At 68.9% G+C, this 16773-nt stretch carries 14 protein-coding genes; 7 read left to right on the top strand and 7 right to left on the bottom strand.

Translation table 11 applies throughout. The annotated features are described in order from the left end of the window. Nucleotides 1-18: 18 nt before the first annotated feature. Complete coding sequence (locus QM774_RS12115) at nt 19-765, top strand: class I SAM-dependent methyltransferase (protein WP_414976110.1); 747 nt, start codon at nt 19-21, stop codon at nt 763-765. A gap of 73 nt (nt 766-838) precedes the next feature. On the opposite strand, the gene QM774_RS12110 is transcribed toward QM774_RS12115, so the two are convergent. The 6 genes from QM774_RS12110 to QM774_RS12085 form a co-directional block, all read right to left on the bottom strand. Beyond that, nucleotides 839-1546 carry a hypothetical protein gene (locus QM774_RS12110; protein ID WP_414976109.1) on the bottom strand — a complete coding sequence of 236 codons (708 nt, stop codon included), beginning with the start codon at nt 1544-1546 and terminating at the stop codon, nt 839-841. A gap of 28 nt (nt 1547-1574) precedes the next feature. Then, complete coding sequence (locus QM774_RS12105; protein ID WP_414976108.1) at nt 1575-4145, bottom strand: ABC transporter permease; 2571 nt, start codon at nt 4143-4145, stop codon at nt 1575-1577. Nucleotides 4146-4148: 3 nt separating this feature from the next. Then, nucleotides 4149-4934, bottom strand: a complete 786-nt coding sequence (locus tag QM774_RS12100; protein WP_414976107.1) for an ABC transporter ATP-binding protein — start codon at nt 4932-4934, stop codon at nt 4149-4151. Nucleotides 4935-5053: 119 nt separating this feature from the next. Continuing rightward, complete coding sequence (locus QM774_RS12095; protein ID WP_414976106.1) at nt 5054-6883, bottom strand: phosphoenolpyruvate carboxykinase (GTP); 1830 nt, start codon at nt 6881-6883, stop codon at nt 5054-5056. A 107-nt stretch (nt 6884-6990) separates the two neighbouring features. Next, nucleotides 6991-7353 carry a DUF6802 family protein gene (locus tag QM774_RS12090; protein WP_414976105.1) on the bottom strand — a complete coding sequence of 121 codons (363 nt, stop codon included), beginning with the start codon at nt 7351-7353 and terminating at the stop codon, nt 6991-6993. 14 nt (nt 7354-7367) lie between these two features. Continuing rightward, a complete protein-coding gene (locus QM774_RS12085; RefSeq protein WP_414976104.1) occupies nt 7368-8462 on the bottom strand; it encodes a hypothetical protein in 1095 nt (364 codons plus the stop codon). Nucleotides 8463-8524: 62 nt separating this feature from the next. On the opposite strand from QM774_RS12085, the gene trmB reads away from it, so the two are divergent. From trmB to QM774_RS12055, 6 genes are all read left to right on the top strand, one after another. Further along, complete coding sequence (gene trmB, locus QM774_RS12080) at nt 8525-9373, top strand: tRNA (guanosine(46)-N7)-methyltransferase TrmB (protein WP_414976103.1); 849 nt, start codon at nt 8525-8527, stop codon at nt 9371-9373. Beyond that, entirely contained in the window at nt 9370-10023 is a 654-nt protein-coding gene (locus QM774_RS12075) for an NYN domain-containing protein (RefSeq protein ID WP_414976102.1), read from the top strand. The genes trmB and QM774_RS12075 overlap by 4 nt, the downstream gene beginning before the upstream one ends. Nucleotides 10024-10092: 69 nt before the next feature. Then, nucleotides 10093-11766: an MMPL family transporter gene (locus QM774_RS12070; protein ID WP_414976101.1), complete on the top strand. Its 1674-nt coding sequence runs from the start codon at nt 10093-10095 to the stop codon at nt 11764-11766. Beyond that, nucleotides 11658-13178, top strand: coding sequence for an MMPL family transporter (locus QM774_RS12065; RefSeq protein ID WP_414976100.1), 1521 nt, complete (start codon nt 11658-11660; stop codon nt 13176-13178). Before QM774_RS12070 ends, QM774_RS12065 begins: the two co-directional genes overlap by 109 nt. Before the next feature lie 419 nt (nt 13179-13597). Further along, nucleotides 13598-14677, top strand: a complete 1080-nt coding sequence (locus QM774_RS12060) for a lysylphosphatidylglycerol synthase transmembrane domain-containing protein (protein ID WP_414976658.1) — start codon at nt 13598-13600, stop codon at nt 14675-14677. Continuing rightward, nucleotides 14677-15063, top strand: a complete 387-nt coding sequence (locus QM774_RS12055; RefSeq protein WP_414976657.1) for a DUF3054 domain-containing protein — start codon at nt 14677-14679, stop codon at nt 15061-15063. Before QM774_RS12060 ends, QM774_RS12055 begins: the two co-directional genes overlap by 1 nt. 7 nt (nt 15064-15070) lie before the next feature. On the opposite strand, the gene QM774_RS12050 is transcribed toward QM774_RS12055, so the two are convergent. Next, nucleotides 15071-16702: an NTF2-like N-terminal transpeptidase domain-containing protein gene (locus QM774_RS12050; protein WP_414976099.1), complete on the bottom strand. Its 1632-nt coding sequence runs from the start codon at nt 16700-16702 to the stop codon at nt 15071-15073. Between the last annotated feature and the right edge of the window lie 71 nt (nt 16703-16773).

Below are 16773 nucleotides of genomic sequence, written 5' to 3'. Positions count from 1 at the left end.
TATGCGAGAGTGAAGACCATGAGTTTCGCGCGCCTGGCCACCCTGCGGCGCGCGCAGCGGCTGTTCACCGAGTTCGGCTACGAGCAGACACAACCGGACCGGTTCTATTCGGCGCTCGCCGACGACACCGCCGACATGATCGGCGCCGTCTACGACGGCCGGCTCGACGGGGCGGTGGTCCTCGATGTAGGCGGCGGGCCGGGGTTCTTCGCGGACGCGTTCACCGGTCGCGGCGCGCACTACCTGTCCGTCGAACCCGATGCCGGCGAGATGCATGCCGCCGGCATCGACCACCGCACCTGCGTGCGTGCACAGGGGCAGCAACTCCCGTTCGCGACCGGCAGCATGGACGTCGCCTACTCGTCGAACGTCGCCGAGCACACGGCGGAACCGTGGGTGATGGCCGACGAACTGGTGCGGGTGACGCGGCCCGGCGGCACGATCGTCCTCAGCTACACCCTGTGGTGGGGTCCGTTCGGCGGACACGAGACGGGCCTGGCCCACTACCTGGGCGGACATCACGCGGCGCGGCGCTACACCCGCCGCCACGGCAGACTGCCGAAGAACCTGTACGGATTGTCCCTGTTTCCGATCACCGCGCAGGCCGGCCTCGACTGGGCCGGGCACACCCCCGACGCCGATCTCGTCGCCGCGTTCCCGCGGTATCTGCCGCACTGGGCGTGGCCGGTCGTGAAGGTCCCGGTGCTTCGCGAATTCGCCGCCACGAACCTCGTGATGGTGCTGCGCAAGAAGTCTGCCGCCTGAGGTTTCAACCCATCCGCTGGTTGAGCCGTGGCCGAGCCGCTAGGCGAGGACGCGAGTCGAAACCCAGGCCGTCTCAGTTCGAGTCGGGCACCGACGCGCTGCAGGTCAGCGGCCCCGGTCCGCTGGTCGAGGTGCCGATGATCTCCTGCCCGAGCAGGATGTCGCAGGTCACCTGGCCGCTCACCACGATCGCCGACAGCGACGCCGACGAGCCGGGATCCATGCGTGACGATGCCGTCCACGGGGTGGCGGCCGTGGCGACGATCCGCTCACCGGACTCCGACGAGTAGCGCAGGCCGATCAGGCTGCCCTGGCCGGTCAGGTGGTAGGTGACCATGCCGGGTGCCATGCCGCGCGTCGAACTGGTCGTCGACGACGTGCTCGAAGTGGTGCTGCTCGACTCGGTGGACGACGGCAGCGTCGACGACGTGGTGCTGGAGGCGGCCGCATCGTCGTCGTTGTTGTCGACGGCCCGGAATACCAGGAAGCCGACCAGGAGCAGCAGGACCAGCGCGAGCAGCGCGATGAGCGCCAGCATCACGGTCCGGCTGCGGTCCGGCGGCGGGGGCACCTGGCCGTACCCGGTGTCGTACTGACCGGTCTGGGCATAGTCGTACTGGCCCGTCTGCGGGTACTGGCCGGTCTGCGGGTACGCGCCCGTCTGCTCGTAGGCGTACTGGCCGGTCCGCGGATCGACCTGGTAGTAGCCGCTCTGGTTCGGATCCGGCTCGTAGGGTTCCATCCGCCGGGTCTCCGGACGCGGCTGGTGCGGATTCGTCATGACACCACGGTACCGATGTGCGGCACCGTCACGATTCGACGATCGCCTCGAGCGGCTTGGTCCGGGCCGCCGACACCGCCGGCCACAGCGCCGCCAGTCCGCCGACGATCGCAGCGCCCACGAGGGTGACGACGATCAGCGACCACGGGATCACCGTGTGCTCGAGCCCCCAGTGCCGCAGACCGTGCACCAGCGGCAGACCGATCACCAGCCCGATCACCACACCCAGGAGGGCGCCGAAGATCGCGATGTAGATCGACTCCAGGTAGATGGTGCGCCGCAGCTGGGCACGCGTGGTGCCGATGGCGCGCAGCATGCCGATCTCCTGCCGCCGTTCCACCACCGACAGGGCCAGGGTGTTGATGATGCCGAGCACCGCGATCACCAGTGCCAGACCGAGCAGCGCATACAGCGTCGCCAGCATGGAGTCGATGATCGACGAGAACCCGTTCTTGAACTGCTGACGGTCCTGCACCTGGGCGGTCAGGTACGGCTTGACGGCCTTCTCCAGTTCGTCGCGCATGGTGGCTTCGGAGACACCCGGCTTGGTCTTGACCAGGGTGGCCATCGTCATCCGGGACGTGTCCGACGGCACCAGTTTGTCGAAGACTCCGTTGCCGAGCAGCCAGTCGCCGACGACGGCGTTGGGTTCGTAGATTCCGGACACGGTGGCCGGCACCGCGACACCGGTGGTGGACGCGAAGGTGACGACGGTGCCCGGCTTCCAGCCCTTGTTCTCGCTGACGGTGCGGCTGATCACCATGCCGTCCGGCGAGATCTGCGACGACCCGGTGGTCATCTTCAGGTTGAGCACCTGATCCAGGCTGGTGCCGACCGGGGTGCTGACGGAGGTGTCGACGCCGTCGAGCTTGGCGGACGTGACGTCGAACGAGACGACGGTGGCGGCGTCCGGTACCGCGGCGACGGCCTTGCCGGCCGCCGAGGACAGCGGTGCCCCGCCGGTGCCGCTGACGATGTAGTCGGCGCTCACCTGGTCGTCGATGCCGGCGTTGATCTCACCTTTGAGGGACCAGCCGAGGGTGCCGATCAGCACGACCAGCATCAGGCCGATGGTGAGGGCGAACGCGGTGGCCGCGCTGCGGCGAGGGTTGCGGAGCGCGTTGGTGCGGGCCAGTTTGCCGACGGTGCCGAACGGTGCCTGCAGCACGCGGCCGATGCCGCCGACCACCGGCTGGGAGAGCGCCGGAGCACCCAGGACGACGGCCACGATCACGAGCAGCGCCGCCAGCCCGACGAGGGCGAGCGCACCGGCTCCTTCGATGAACCAGCTGCCGACCAGGATCAGGACTCCGGCCACCCCCAGCGCCACCGCCGCGATGGTGCGGCGGCGCAGCGATCCGGCGCCCGGTTCGGCGGCCGCCGAGCGCATGGCTTCGACCGGCGGGATCCGGGAGGCGCGGCGCGCCGGGATCCACGCCGACAGCATGGTGACGATGACGCCCACGAAGAGGGCGGACAGGATCGCCGACAGCCCCACCTGCAGGGGCCCGGCCGGCAGACCGGAGCCGGCGGTCGCGGCCCGCATCAGGGCGGCGATGCCGATGCCCAGACCGAGCCCGATCGCGCCGCCCAGCAGGCCGACCACGAGAGCCTCCAGCAGCACCGACCGGGAGACGTTCTTACGGCTCGCGCCGACGGCCCTCAGCAGCGCCAGCTCGCGGTTCCGCTGCGCCACGATCATCGAGAACGTGTTGTAGATGATGAAGGTACCGACCACCAGGCCGATGGCGGCGAACGCGAGGAGGATGTACCGGAAGATGTTGAGGAAGGTCGCGACCTGCGCCTTCTGGTCTTCGCGGACCTGCTCGCCGGTGCGCACCTCGTACAGCAGTTTGCCGTCGGGACCCTTCTGGTTCAGGGCGGCCGCCACCTTGTCGCGCAGCGCGGTGTCGCTGACGCCCGGTGCGGCGGCCAGGTCGACGGTGGACACGTAGCCGCCGCCGGAGAACAGCTGACGGGCCTGGTCCTGCGTGAACTGGACATTGGTGTAGCCGCCGGTGGCGGCCGGCATGTCGAGCAGTCCGACGACGGTGACGTCGAGGGGTTCGGTGGTGCCGGCGCCCAGCGCCACCCGGGTGGTGGAGCCGACCTTCAGTCCGGCTTTGTCGGCGGCACCGGTGTTGACGGCGACCTCACCGGGTGCCGCGGGGGCCCGACCGGCGACGATCTTCATACCCGAGTCGCTGACCGCCTGATCCGGCGGCACGTAGGCCGAGCCGACGCTCGGGGCGCCGCCGGTCTGCAGTGCGGAGCCGTCACTCTTGGCGAGGGTCACCAGACCGCTGTAGTTGACCTCGGTCTTGGCGACACCGAGCGCGCCCTGCTGGGCGTTGAGCTGGTCGACGACGGCGAGCGGAACACCGGGCGACCGCGGGTCGGCGGCCGTCACCTCGGCGGAGACACCCTTGGCGACGTTGTCGAAGATCGAGTTGAACGAGTGCTGCACCGACGAGGTGAACACCACGGCGGCGGCGACGAAGCTGGTGCCGAGAACCACCGAGAACACGGTCAGCAGCAGCCGGAGTTTGTGGGCGGCCAGGCTCCGCAAGGAGACCTTCCGCATGACGTTGGCGGCCATGGGTCAGCGCGCCTCGTCGTCGGTCGTGGAGGGTGCGGCCACGTCGAGGTTCTTCATCACTTCGAAGACGTCGTCGGCGGACGGGCGGCGCAGTTCCTTGACGATCTGGCCGTCGGCCAGGAACACCACCCGGTCGGCGTACGACGCCGCGCGGGGGTCGTGGGTGACGATCACGACGGTCTGCCCGAACTCGTCGACGGCGGCGCGCAGGATCGACAGCACCTCGCCCGAGGACCGGGAATCCAGGTTGCCGGTCGGCTCGTCACCGAACACGATGTCGGGCCGGCCGACGAGGGCACGGGCGCAGGCCACACGCTGCTGCTGGCCGCCGGACAGCTCGCTGGGCCGGTGATCGAGCCGGTCGCGCAGACCGAGACGGTCGACGACGGCGTCGTACCACTCCTGGTCGACGCTGCGGCCGGCGATGTCGAGGGGCAGCGTGATGTTCTCGCGCGCGGTCAGCGTCGGCACCAGGTTGAACGCCTGGAAGACGAAACCGATCCGGTCGCGGCGCAGCCGGGTCATCTCGTTGTCGCTCAGGCCGGCCAAGCCGATGTCGCCGATCGTCACCTGCCCGGAGGTGACGGTGTCGAGTCCGGCCAGGCAGTGCATGAGCGTCGACTTACCCGAACCCGACGGGCCCATGATGGCGGTGAACTCGCCCGCCCCGAACTCGATGGACACGCCGCGCAGCGCGTCCACCAGGGTGTCCCCCGATCCGTACGTCTTCACGACGTCGTCGGCGCGAGCGGCGACGGTCCCTGCGGTGGCCTCAGCTGTTCCGGTCATGGGCTCCACGCTTCCAGACGAGGGGCCGTCGCGCTATGGGGGAGCACCCTGAAAGGGCCCCGGAGACGCGCGAACCCCGGATCCGAAGATCCGGGGTTCGCGTCCGTCGATGTGTGAGCTCAGGCCTCGTCGAGGCTGTCGCGGAGCTTCTGCAGCTGAGACTTCAGTGCGTCGGGGAGCTTGGGGCCGATGAACTCGAACCACTCCTCGATGCTCGGCAGCTCCTGCTTCCACTCCTCCGGGTTCACCGCGAGCGCCTCGGCGACGTCGTCCTTCGAGACGTCCAGGCCGGTGAGGTCCAGTTCGTCCGGGGAGGCCACGATGCCGGCCGGGGTGTCGACGCCCTTGACGTTGCCCTCGATGGTGTCGACGACCCACTTGAGGACGCGGCTGTTCTCACCGAAGCCCGGCCACAGGAAGCGGCCGTCGTCGCCGCGGCGGAACCAGTTGACGTAGAAGACGGCCGGCATGGTGTCGGGATGGTTGGCGCCCACATCCAGCCAGTGCTGCAGGTAGTCGGCGACGTGGTAGCCGAGGAACGGCAGCATGGCCATCGGGTCGCGGCGCACCGCGCCGACCTTGCCTTCGGCGGCGGCGGTCTGCTCGGAGCCCATGGTGGCGCCCATGAACACGGCGTGCTCCCAGTCGCGGGCCTCGGTGACCAGCGGGACGGTGGTCTTGCGGCGGCCGCCGAACAGGATCGCCGAGATCGGCACACCCTTCGGGTCGTCCCATTCGGGGGCGAGCGTCGGGCACTGCGCCATCGGCGTGCAGTAGCGCGAGTTCGGGTGGGCGGCCTTGGTGATCGACTCCGGGGTCCAGCTGTTGCCCTGCCAGTCGGTCAGGTGGGCCGGCGCCTCGTCGGTCATGTCCTCCCACCACACGTCGCCGTCATCGGTGAGGGCGACGTTCGTGTAGAGGGTGTTGCCGGCGTCGATAGTCTTCATGGCGATCGGATTCGAGTCCATGCTGGTGCCCGGCGCGACACCGAAGAAACCGAACTCCGGGTTGATCGCGTACAGGCGGCCGTCCTCGCCGAACCGCATCCAGGCGATGTCGTCGCCGACGGTCTCGGCGCGCCAGCCCGGCAGGGTCGGCAGGATCATGGCGAGGTTGGTCTTGCCGCACGCCGACGGGAACGCGGCCGCGATGTAGTAGACCTTCTCCTCCGGGCTGATCAGCTTGAGGATCAGCATGTGCTCGGCCAGCCAGCCCTCGTCGTGGGCCATGGCCGAGGCGATACGCAGCGCGTAGCACTTCTTGCCCAGCAGGGCGTTGCCGCCGTAGCCGGAGCCGTACGACCAGATGACGCGGTCCTCGGGGAACTGAACGATGTACTTGTCCGGGTTGCACGGCCACGGCACGTCTTCCTGACCCGGCTCCAGCGGGGCGCCGACCGAGTGCAGCGCCTGCACGAAGAAGCCGTCGTCGCCGAGCGCCTTGAGCACCTCGGGGCCGACGCGGGTCATGATCTTCATCGACAGCACGACGTACTCGGAGTCGGTGATCTCCACGCCCAGCTTCGGGTCGTCCGAGCCGAGCGGACCCATGCAGAACGGGATGACGTACATGGTGCGGCCGCGCATGCAGCCGCGGTACTTCTCGGTGAGCGTGGCCCGCATCTCGTCGGGATCGACCCAGTTGTTGGTGGGGCCGGCTTCTTCTTCGGTCTTCGAGCAGATGTAGGTGCGCGACTCGACACGGGCGACGTCGGCGGGATCGGAGAGCGCCAGGAACGAGTTCGGCTTCTTCTCCTCGTTCAGCTTCACCAGGGTGCCGGCGTCGACGAGCTGGGTGGTGAGTCGATCCCACTCCTCATCGGAGCCGTCGGACCACACCACGCGATCGGGCTGGGTCAGTTCGGCGACCTCGGCTACCCACGCCAGCAGCGCGGCGTGGTCGGTGGGAGCACTCCCGGGTTCGAGGCCGGGGATGGTCGCGGCGGTCATTCAGCTGTCTCCTCGTATCGCGGAAATCAAGACGTCTCGTGAACGTGCGCCCCTCATGATACGTCCAGGCCACAAGCCCTCCGAACTGCCATATGGGCAAGCGGTGATCAGTCCAGCCGTCCGAGGGTTCCGCCGCTCCATGAACCGTCGTCCGGATCGAGGTCGCTGACCCGGTAGTCGCCCGACGGATCCCAGTGCGTGATGCGGTCGACGAGGCCGTCCAGGTCGCGGTCGCTGTAGACGACGACCTCGCCGGAGGCGCTCCTGGTCAGCGACTCGGCCACCCCGTCGGCGTCGGCGTCGACCTGGGCGGGACCGAGGTCCCAGATGCTTCCGTCGCTGAACACCCACAGGTGGTCGTCGAGGGGCGAGGAGGCGGGCCCACCAGCGTCGATGCCGGCGGGGCCGCTGAGAGATTCCTCACCCCCGCCCCATTCGCCCGGGTCCGGGCCGGACAGCTCATCGCTCATCGCGCACCTCTCTTCTAGAGAGTGGGACGCGCGCCGGGCCCGTTCGGTTCCATCGACACGCGCACCAGGGCGGCTTCGGTGGCGGCCAGGTGCGCGGCGACGGCGTGTTCGAGGTTCTGCCGGTGGGCGGCGATCGCCTCGATGCAGTGGCGCCTCGCCTGCGACCGCAGAGCCGTGACCCGGCGGGTTCCGGCGACGGTGGCGGCGAGCACGAATCCGGCGACCACGGTGAGGACGGTGCCGACCGCCCCGAGGCCCGCCCAGTGCAGGAGCGGCGCGACCGCGATACGCCCCAGCCCGAGACCGGCGGAGACCCCGAGCAGCAGGACGACGAGATCCTCGCCGGTGATCTCCCGTCGACCGGTCACAGCCGTGACGGTGGCGGGCGGTGGACGCATCGGCCGGGTCGGCGGCAGTGCCGGCCGGGTCGCGGTCCAGGCGATCTGATCGGTGCCCGCGTCGACGGCCGCGGCGACGGCCCGGGTGTAGCGGTCCAGTTCGCCGCCGAGCCAGGACCGCAGGGTCGCGGTGTCCCGGGACCGCAGGTGCGTGCACGCGTCCTCGGCGATCCGGGTCAGTTCACGCGCACCGTGCCGGAGGTCGGCGGCGATGCCGGCCCGCAGCCCGGCGTATCCGGTCTTGGCGTCGAGGGCGCGCTGCGCCCGCTGCCGTGCGACGGTGCCCGGATGTTCCCGGGGCGCTGCCGGGTCGGCGCACCAGGCGACGAGGTCGGCGAGGCCGGAGGTCTGCGGATCGCCGGCGGCCACCGAGACGGCGAACGCCGGTACGGCCCAGTCGGGGTCGAGGATCCGACGGGCGGCGGCGATCGCCCGCGTCCGGTCCGGGTGGGTGTCGGCCGGGACCGCGACCAGCGCGACCGGCCGCCCCGACCCCCGCAGAGCGGCCAGCAGTTCGTGTTCGGCGGCGCCCACCGGGTGCGCCGGATCGAAGAGCAGAAGGCCGTGGGTCATGTCTCCGGGCGGCGATTCGCCCGGCCCGATCACCACCCGGGTGCCGATGCGGGCGCGGCCGGTCACGGCATGCGCGAGTTCATCGCGGCCCGGGCCGGTGCGGCCGGCCACCACGAGTACACCGAACGATTCCCCCACGACACCCTCCCCCAAAGGCGTTCATCTTGGGCGAACCGTACCCGAGGTGCGACGATGGGCGGGTGAGTTCCGACGCCCCCGCCGGTGGATCGACCGACGTCGACCGTTCCCGCCTGTACCCCCGTGTCACCAGTTTCCGGTTCCGTCGCGGCACCCTGACCGCCGGGCAGCAGCGGAACTGGGAGCAGTTGTGGCCGACGCTGGGCCGTGACCTGCGGATCGGCCCGGACCGCGGCGAAGAGCCTCCGCTGAACGCCGGCGAGTGGTTCGGCCGCACCGCACCGCTGATCATCGAGGTCGGCAGCGGCACGGGCATCTCGACGGCCGCGATGGCCGCCGAGGAGCCGGACACCAATGTCGTGGCCGTCGAGGTCTATCAGCCGGGGCTGGCCCAGCTGCTGGGTCTGGTCGATCGGGGCGGTCTGACGAACGTGCGCATGGTCCGCGGCGACGCGACGGTGGTCCTGACCGAACTCGTCGGCTCGGAGAGTCTCGACGCGGTCCGTGTCTTCTTCCCGGACCCGTGGCCGAAGAAGCGCCACAACAAGCGTCGCTTCCTGCAGTCCGGAACCATCGAGTTGATCGCCGATCGCCTCAAGCCGGGCGGTGTTCTCCACATCGCGACCGATCACGCCGACTACGCCGAGTGGATCGCGGAGCTGCTGGCCACCCAGGATCCCGGTAAGCCGCACGTCATTCCACTCACCTATCCGTCGCCGATCCTGCTGGAGCGGCCGACCACCAAGTTCGAGGGCCGTGCCGAGCGGGAGGGTCGCGACGTGAACGAGTTCGTCTACGTGCGGCCGCGACAGGATTCCGGCAAGACAGTGGCCGCACACCGGCCGGAGGCCGGCGAGAATGACACCGTGCGGCCGCGACAGGATTCGAGCGACGAGGAGACGGCGTCATGACCGCACCGGAGGCCGCCGGGCAGGACTCGGCCGGGCAAAACAAGGAGATGCTGCTCGTCTGGGACGCCCCCAACATGGACATGGGTCTGGGCGGCATTCTGGGCGGCCGTCCGACGGCCGCGCACCGGCCGCGTTTCGACGCGCTGGGCCGTTGGCTTCTGGGCCGCACCGCCGACCTGTCCGAGCAGTCCGGCGAGCCGATCGAGCCGGAGGCCACGGTCTTCACCAATGTCGTCCCGGGCGGCGGCGACGTGGTCAAGCCGTGGGTCGACGCCCTCCGGAACGTCGGCTACGCGGTTTTCGCCAAGCCGAAGATCACCGACGACAGCGACGTCGACCAGGACATGCTCGATCACATCGAGCTGCGCCGCCACACCCCCGGCCTGGCGGGGCTCGTGGTGGGTTCTGCGGACGGCCAGGCGTTCGCCGAGCCGCTGTTGGAGATCGCCCGCGAGGGCGTTCCGGTCACGGTCGTCGGTTTCCGGGAGCATGCGGCCTGGGCGGTGTCGTCGGTCGAGTTGGAGTTCGTCGATCTCGAGGACATTCCGGGGGTCTTCCGGGAGCCGCTGCCGCGCATCAGTCTCGACGCGCTGCCTGACGACGGCGCCTGGCTGACCCCGTTCCGGCCACTTCAGGCGCTCCTCAAGTAGCCGACCAAGTAGTCTTTGTCGGCAGGTTCGTCACCACACGGAATCGACCCGGCCAGGAAGGAACACGGCGTGTTCGGATTCATCGGCACATTCGTCTATCGGATGCGCTACGCCGTCATTGCCGTGATGATCGCGCTCATGGGCGGGCTCGGCCTGTACGGCCTGGATCTCGGCAAGCATCTGTCGCAGTCGGGCTGGTTCGATCCGCATTCGGAATCGGTGACCGGTTCGGTCATCGCCGACACCGCGCTCGGCCGCGACCACAAGTCCGACGTCCTTCTGGTCATCACCCCACCCGAGGGCACGCTGATCTCCGATCCGGAGTTCGGCAAGAAGGTCGAGAAGATCGTCGACGACCTGGTCAAAGAGCACCCCGATGTGGTGAGCCGGGAGAGCCCGGAGAGTCCCCAGGACACCCAGCACGCCGGCCTGATCGACCCGTTCCAGGAAGGCACCAACGACGCCTCCAAGGCCGCGCAGCAGATCAAGCGCGACCGCATGTGGAACCTGACACCGGATGCGGACGGCAACACCCACGGCTTCGTCTCCATCGGTGTCAGCGGCAACGACGACACCACGATCCTGGCGAACTACCAGAAGATCGAACCGTTCTTCGACAACCTGTCGCAGAAGTACGAGATGCCCGGCACCACGTTCGAGCTCGCCGGCCTGCAGCCGGTGGCCGGGGCGATGGCGCACGGTATGGATCAGGACATTCACCGTGCCGAGGTGCTGGCGCTGCCGATCGTCGCGATCATGCTGCTGTTCGTGTTCGGCGGTGTGGTGGCCGCCGTCCTGCCGGTGCTGATCGGCGGTCTGACGATCGCCGGCTCGCTGGGCATCATGAAGATCCTGGCGCAGCTGACCGAGCTGAACATCTTCGCGCAGTCGGTGGTGACGCTGATCGGTCTGGGTATCGCGATCGACTACGGCCTGTTCATCGTCAGTCGATTCCGTGAGGAGCTGGCCGAGGGCTACACCGTCAAGGCGGCGGTCCGCAGATCGGTGATGACGTCCGGGCAGACGGTCGTGTTCTCGGCGACGATCATCGTCGCCGCGCTGGCCTGTCTGCTGATCTTCCCGCAGGCGTTCCTCAAGTCGGTGGCCTACGGCGCGATCTTCTCGGTGGCGCTGGCCGCCCTGCTGTCGATCACGGTGCTGCCGGCCATCCTGAGCATCCTGGGCACCCGGATCGACGCTCTGAGCTTCAAGTTCCTGCGACGCACCAAGACGCGCGAGGAGATCGAGAACGGTTTCTGGGGCAAGCTGTCCGGCTGGGTGATGAAGCACCCGGTCAAGACCGCGGTCCCCACCACGCTGCTGCTGCTCGCACTGATCTACCCGTTCCACAACATCGCCTTCGGCGGCATCAGCGAGAAGTACCTGCCTCCGAACAACGACAACCGCGTCGCGCAGGAGCATTTCGACACCTGGTTCCCCAAGGAGCGCACCGAAGAGCTCAAGCTGGTCGTCCTCTACGACCAGAACGACGGCGAGGCCACCACCAAGATCCAGTCGATCGCCGATCAGGCCAACAAGATCCCGGGCTTCACCAAGGAGTTCTCGCCGACCTCGGACGGCGGCGCCCTGGAGGGCATTACGGCGACCCGGACACCGGATACGGCGTGGTGCAGATGTCCGCGGGCCTCAAGGACCGCGACACGGCCGCCGAGGCGATCAAGGAGTTGCGGTCGATCAACAAGGAGGGCCTGCACGTGTACGTCGCCGGCACCCCGGCGTTGACGCAGGACTCGATCGACTCTCTGATGCACAAGCTGCCGTTGATGGCGGTGATGCTGGTGCTCGTCACCGGTCTGCTGATGTTCTTGGCGTTCGGTTCGGTGATCCTGCCGATCAAGGCGGCATTGATGTCGGCGCTCGGCCTCGGTTCGACGCTCGGCATCTTGACGTGGATGTTCGTCGACGAGAGCGGCCCCCACAATCTGCTGAACTACACGCCGGGCCCGCTGTTCGCGGCGATGCTCGTGCTGATCATCGCGATCGTCTACGGCTTGAGTACGGACTACGAGATATTCCTGCTCTCCAGAATGGTGGAGGCGAGACAGCAGGGGGCGTCCACCACAGAGGCGATCCGCACCGGCACCGCGCACACGGGCCGCATCATCACGGCGGCCGCCGCCATCCTGGTGGTCGTGACGGGTGCGTTCGGTCTGTCCGACATCGTGATGATGAAGTACATCGCATTCGGCATGATCTCCGCGCTCATCCTGGATGCCACCGTCATCCGCATGCTGCTGGTGCCGTCGATCATGAAGCTGCTCGGTGACGACTGCTGGTGGTCGCCGCGCTGGATGCTCAAGCTGCAGCGCAAGCTGGGGCTGGGCGAGACCATCCTGGAGGACGAGCCGGAGGACAAGGTGGTTCCGGTGGCGGTGCAGGGTGCCACGAGTGCCGGCGGTGTGGTCGCCGTCGCCGAGGCCCCCACGACCGCGATGAAGGCCTCCACGCCGCGGGTGTCGACCAAGGACGTCGATGACGAGCGGCCGGCCGCCGGTCTGGCGGCGCCGCGCGGACTGCGTGCACTGGCCCGCCGCGACCGGAACGACGCCGCAGCGTCCGAGCCGATCGAGGACGACGACCATCTCGCCGAGGGCCACCTCGAGGATCTCGATCTGGCCGACGATCCCGATGTCGACGACGATCCGCAGGCCGTCGGCCCGGATACCGGTTCGTGGCGTCTCGGTGCCGGCGGGGTCCGTCTGGGCAGCCGCGATCTGCGTCCGCGCCCGGCACCCGCACCGCAGCAGGCTCCGGTCCCGCCGCAGCAGCAGCCGGTGGCCCGTCCGCAGGCCCCGCAGGCTCCGGTTCCGCCGCAGTCGCGGCCCCAGCCTGTTCCGCCGCGGCCCGCACCGGGTGCACGTCCGGTTCCGCCTCAGGCTCCGCAGCCGGCACCCCAGCAGCAGGCTCCTGCGGCTCCGGTCCCACCGGCCCCGCAGCCCGCGCCTCCTGCCGCACCTGTGCCCCGGGGCGGCTATCTGGCGTCGACGCCGCCGCCGCAGTCGCCGTCGACCCCGGCGGTGCCGCCTCAGTACGGCCGTCCGAATGCGGCTCGTGAGCTGACCGGTGACCGCGACGACCAGATCAGTGTCCAGGATCTGCTGCGCCGCAGCCGCGGCCAGGATTCGGCCGACTGATGTCCGGCGAGAGCACTACCCCGCCGGCCGACGACTCCTCGCCGGCCGATCCGGGCACCCCTACCTCTCCGGTAGACCCGGCCGCCCCGATGCCGCCGGCCGACCCCCCGCTGGTTGAGCCGGGTCGTCGACGGAGCGCAGCGACGACGACGTCCCGTGTCGAAACCACACCCGCCGAGAAGCCCGGCGTGAAGAAGACCGCCGTCACGAAGTCCGCGGCCGCGAAGAAGACCACCGCCAAGAAGTCTCCGGCGAAAAAGACGACCGCGAAGAAGACGACAGCCAAGAAGACACCGGCGAAGAAGACCGCGCCGAAGAAGGCCGCACCGAAGAAGGCGCCGCCCGCGAAGTCGACAGCGAAGACCACAGCGAAGACCGCCGCGACCGCGACCGCTTCGGCCGTCGAGACGTCGCCCGAGGTGCCGATCACGTCGGTCCCGGCGACCGAGAAGACGCAGCCGCGCTGGCGTAAGTGGCTCCGCTGGTTTCTGATCGCACTGGTGGCCGGCATCCTGATCACCGAGCTGGTGCTGGTGTGGCCGCATCTCGCGCCCGCGTGGGACCGGATCGGCGACATCCGCTGGGAGTGGGTGCTCGCGTCGTTCGTGGCCGCCATGCTGTCGATGGACAGCTACGCCCAGGTGCAGCGCGTGCTGTTCCGTTCCGCCGGGGTGAAGGTGAAGCAACGCGAGTCGCTGGCCGTGATCCTGGCGTCGAATTCGATCTCGCAGACCATGCCGGGCGGCCAGGTGCTGTCGCCGGCGTTCGTCTATCGGGAGACCCGCAAATGGGGTGCCACCCCGGTGGTGGCGTCGTGGCAGCTGGTCATGTCGGGTCTGCTGGCGGGTTTCGGTCTGGGTGTCCTGGGTCTGGGCGGTGCGCTGCTGGCCGGCGCCCAGAAGAGCCCGTTCTCGATCATCTTCAGTATCGCCGGCTTGATCATCTTCGTGATCGCCGTGCAGTTCCTGTCCGGCCATCCGGAGATCATCGAGGGTCTCGGGCAGCGGATGTTGACCTGGGTGAATCATCTGCGCGGTAAGCCGGAGGACCACGGCAAGGAGGCGCTGCATCGGGTTCTGGGTCAGCTGCGCGCCGTGAAGCTCCGTCCCCGCGACGGTGCTGAAGCGTTCGGCTGGAGCATGTTCAACTGGGTCGCCGACGTCGCCTGCCTGGGCTTCGCCTGCTACGCGATCGGTGCCCATCCCAGCATCACGGGCCTGATGGTCGCGTACGCCGCGGGTAAGGCGGTCGGTACCGCCATGCCGCTGCTGCCGGGCGGTATCGGTGTGGTCGACGCCATGCTGGTGCCCGCGCTCACCTCGGCCGGCATGCCGTTCTCGGATGCGCTGATCGCCGTGGTCATCTACCGGCTCATCAGCTATGTGATCGTGTCGATCGTCGGCTGGGTGGTGATCGCCGTCCGGTTCCGCAGTGAGATCAAGGAGCGCGGCGAGCTCACCGAGCAGATGGATGAGGAAGAGGCGGAGCTGCGATCGTGATGCGACGCCGTGTGTCTCCGTCTACCGCTGTCGTCTGCGACCTGGTCGCGGTTCTGGTGTTCGTGGCCATCGGCCGGGCCAGCCACGACGAGCCGTTTTCGCCGAGCGGCTTCGCCGAGACCGCCTGGCCTTTCCTGGCCGGCGCCGCCTTGGGCTGGCTGTTCGTGTTCGGCTACGCACGGCTCACCGCGACCGAGTTCGCTCCGGGGGCGATCCTGCCGTCGGGCGTCGTCATCTGGGTGACCACGGTGATCGCCGGCATGCTGTTGCGTTCGGCGAGCGATCAGGGCATCGCGGCGTCGTTCATCGTCGTCGCCTCGATCGCCACAGCGGTGTTGCTGCTCGGCTGGCGTGCTGTCGCGGCCGGGCTGAATCGCCGCCGCTGACACCGGTTCAGGGGCGGAAGTACTTCTGGGCGACTTGGAGCGCCGCGGTTCCTGAGCGCTCGTTCTCGCAGTAGATCACCACGACGCGGCCGCCTCCGGTGATGCCCACGAACCAGCCCGGTCCTTTCGGGCCGTTGGTGCCGACGAGGGCTCGCAGGCCGGGCGCGCCTTTGATGTCGCTGGCGTCACCGGTGGCCGCGGTGGTCTTCATGGCGTCGGCGATCTTCTTGGCTGCGGCCGGATCGACGCCGCCGAGCGTGCCGCCTTCGGCTTTGGTGGTCGCGCCGCGGACGACGAACGGCGGCGCGGTGTCGGTGCTGTGGTCGATCGAGCGGGCGATGGAGATGCCGAGCGCACCCATGTTGAGGATGGATGCGGTGAAGTTCTGCGGTTTGAAGTCGGCGGTGCGGATCTGGGCGGTCACGTCGTGCGGCGCGGAGACTCCCGGCACTGTGAGCTGCAGGTCGAGTCCGAGGTGTCCGAGCTGGTCGTTCGGCGCATCGGGTCCTTTGCCGGCGGTGGCGCCGTCGACCGCCGCGAACACCGGGTCGAGGGTGGTGCCGGTCGGGTAGGAGATGTCGGCACCGATGTTCTTGTCGGAGGCGGCTTGATTGTTCGCCATGCCGCGGATGGCGCCGGACTTGGCGTCGAAGGTCATGATGGTCGCCGGCTGCGCGACCATGGCGACCGCTTCCTGCAGGTCCAGTTGCTCGTCCATGTCGACGGTGCTCATGACGTCGGGGCCGGGGGTGCCGTCGGTGCCGGTGAGTTTCTGGGTGGGCTGTCCGGGGACGACGAGGACCACCTGCCAGCCGGCGATGGCGTCGCGGATCGCTTCCCAGTAGTTGGTCAGTCCGGCTTCGAGCGGGGTGTCGATCCGGCGGTCGGTCATCACGAGTTGGCTGGATTTGCGGACGCTGACACCGGCGATGCCGTTCGGGTCGGCGGTCAGTCGTTTGAGGTCGCTGTCGCGGAGGCTGACCGCGACGGTCTCGCCGCCCTTGTTGTCGCGGATCTTCTGGTCGATCACCGTGGCGGTGACGAGCGGGGCGACCGGGGCGATGGCGTCGGTGAGCTGCTTGACCGACTTTCGGAGGTTCTTGGTGCCTTCGGGGTTGATGACGAGGTCGTTGATCGGAATGACGCGCATGAGCGGCTTGCCGGAGGCGGCGCGCACGGTGGGCGCCGGGTCGGCGTCTTCGCGGGTCATCTCGAGGTGGCCGCCGACGGGCATGCCGGAGTGGATGAGGCCGGTGTCCCACTGCACTTTCCAGCCGGTGGACAGGCGCCGCACGCTGCCGGTGGTGCGGTCGGTGAATTCTTTGTCCCCGGCCCAGTGCCAGGTGACTTTCAGTGTGAAGGTGGCCGATCCGTCGGAGTAGTCGACGACGTCGAGCACCTGGGTGTCGACGGTGCGGGGGTGCATGCCGGCGAAGGTCTCGCTGAGGGCGTCGGCGGCCTGTGACGGCGAGCTGGTCATGGCGGCGGAGGCTTCGACGTCCTGCCGGGCGAAGGCGGCGGCGTAGGCGGACGCGGCTTGGGAGGCGTCGGAGTCCTTGGATCCGCAGGCGACGAGGGCGAGCAGCAGTGAGGCGACGGCGATGATCGCCGTCGCCGGCCGCCACGACCGCATACTCATATTCCCAATATTCACTTCTTTAACAGCGGAATGCCATCACCGCGCCCCTTCCGCGCGTCTCCATCTGGTCA

The sequence above is a fragment of the Gordonia sp. (in: high G+C Gram-positive bacteria) genome (genome assembly GCF_047600565.1).
GTDB lineage: Bacteria > Actinomycetota > Actinomycetes > Mycobacteriales > Mycobacteriaceae > Gordonia.
This window is presented reverse-complemented; position numbering and strand designations above follow the sequence as displayed.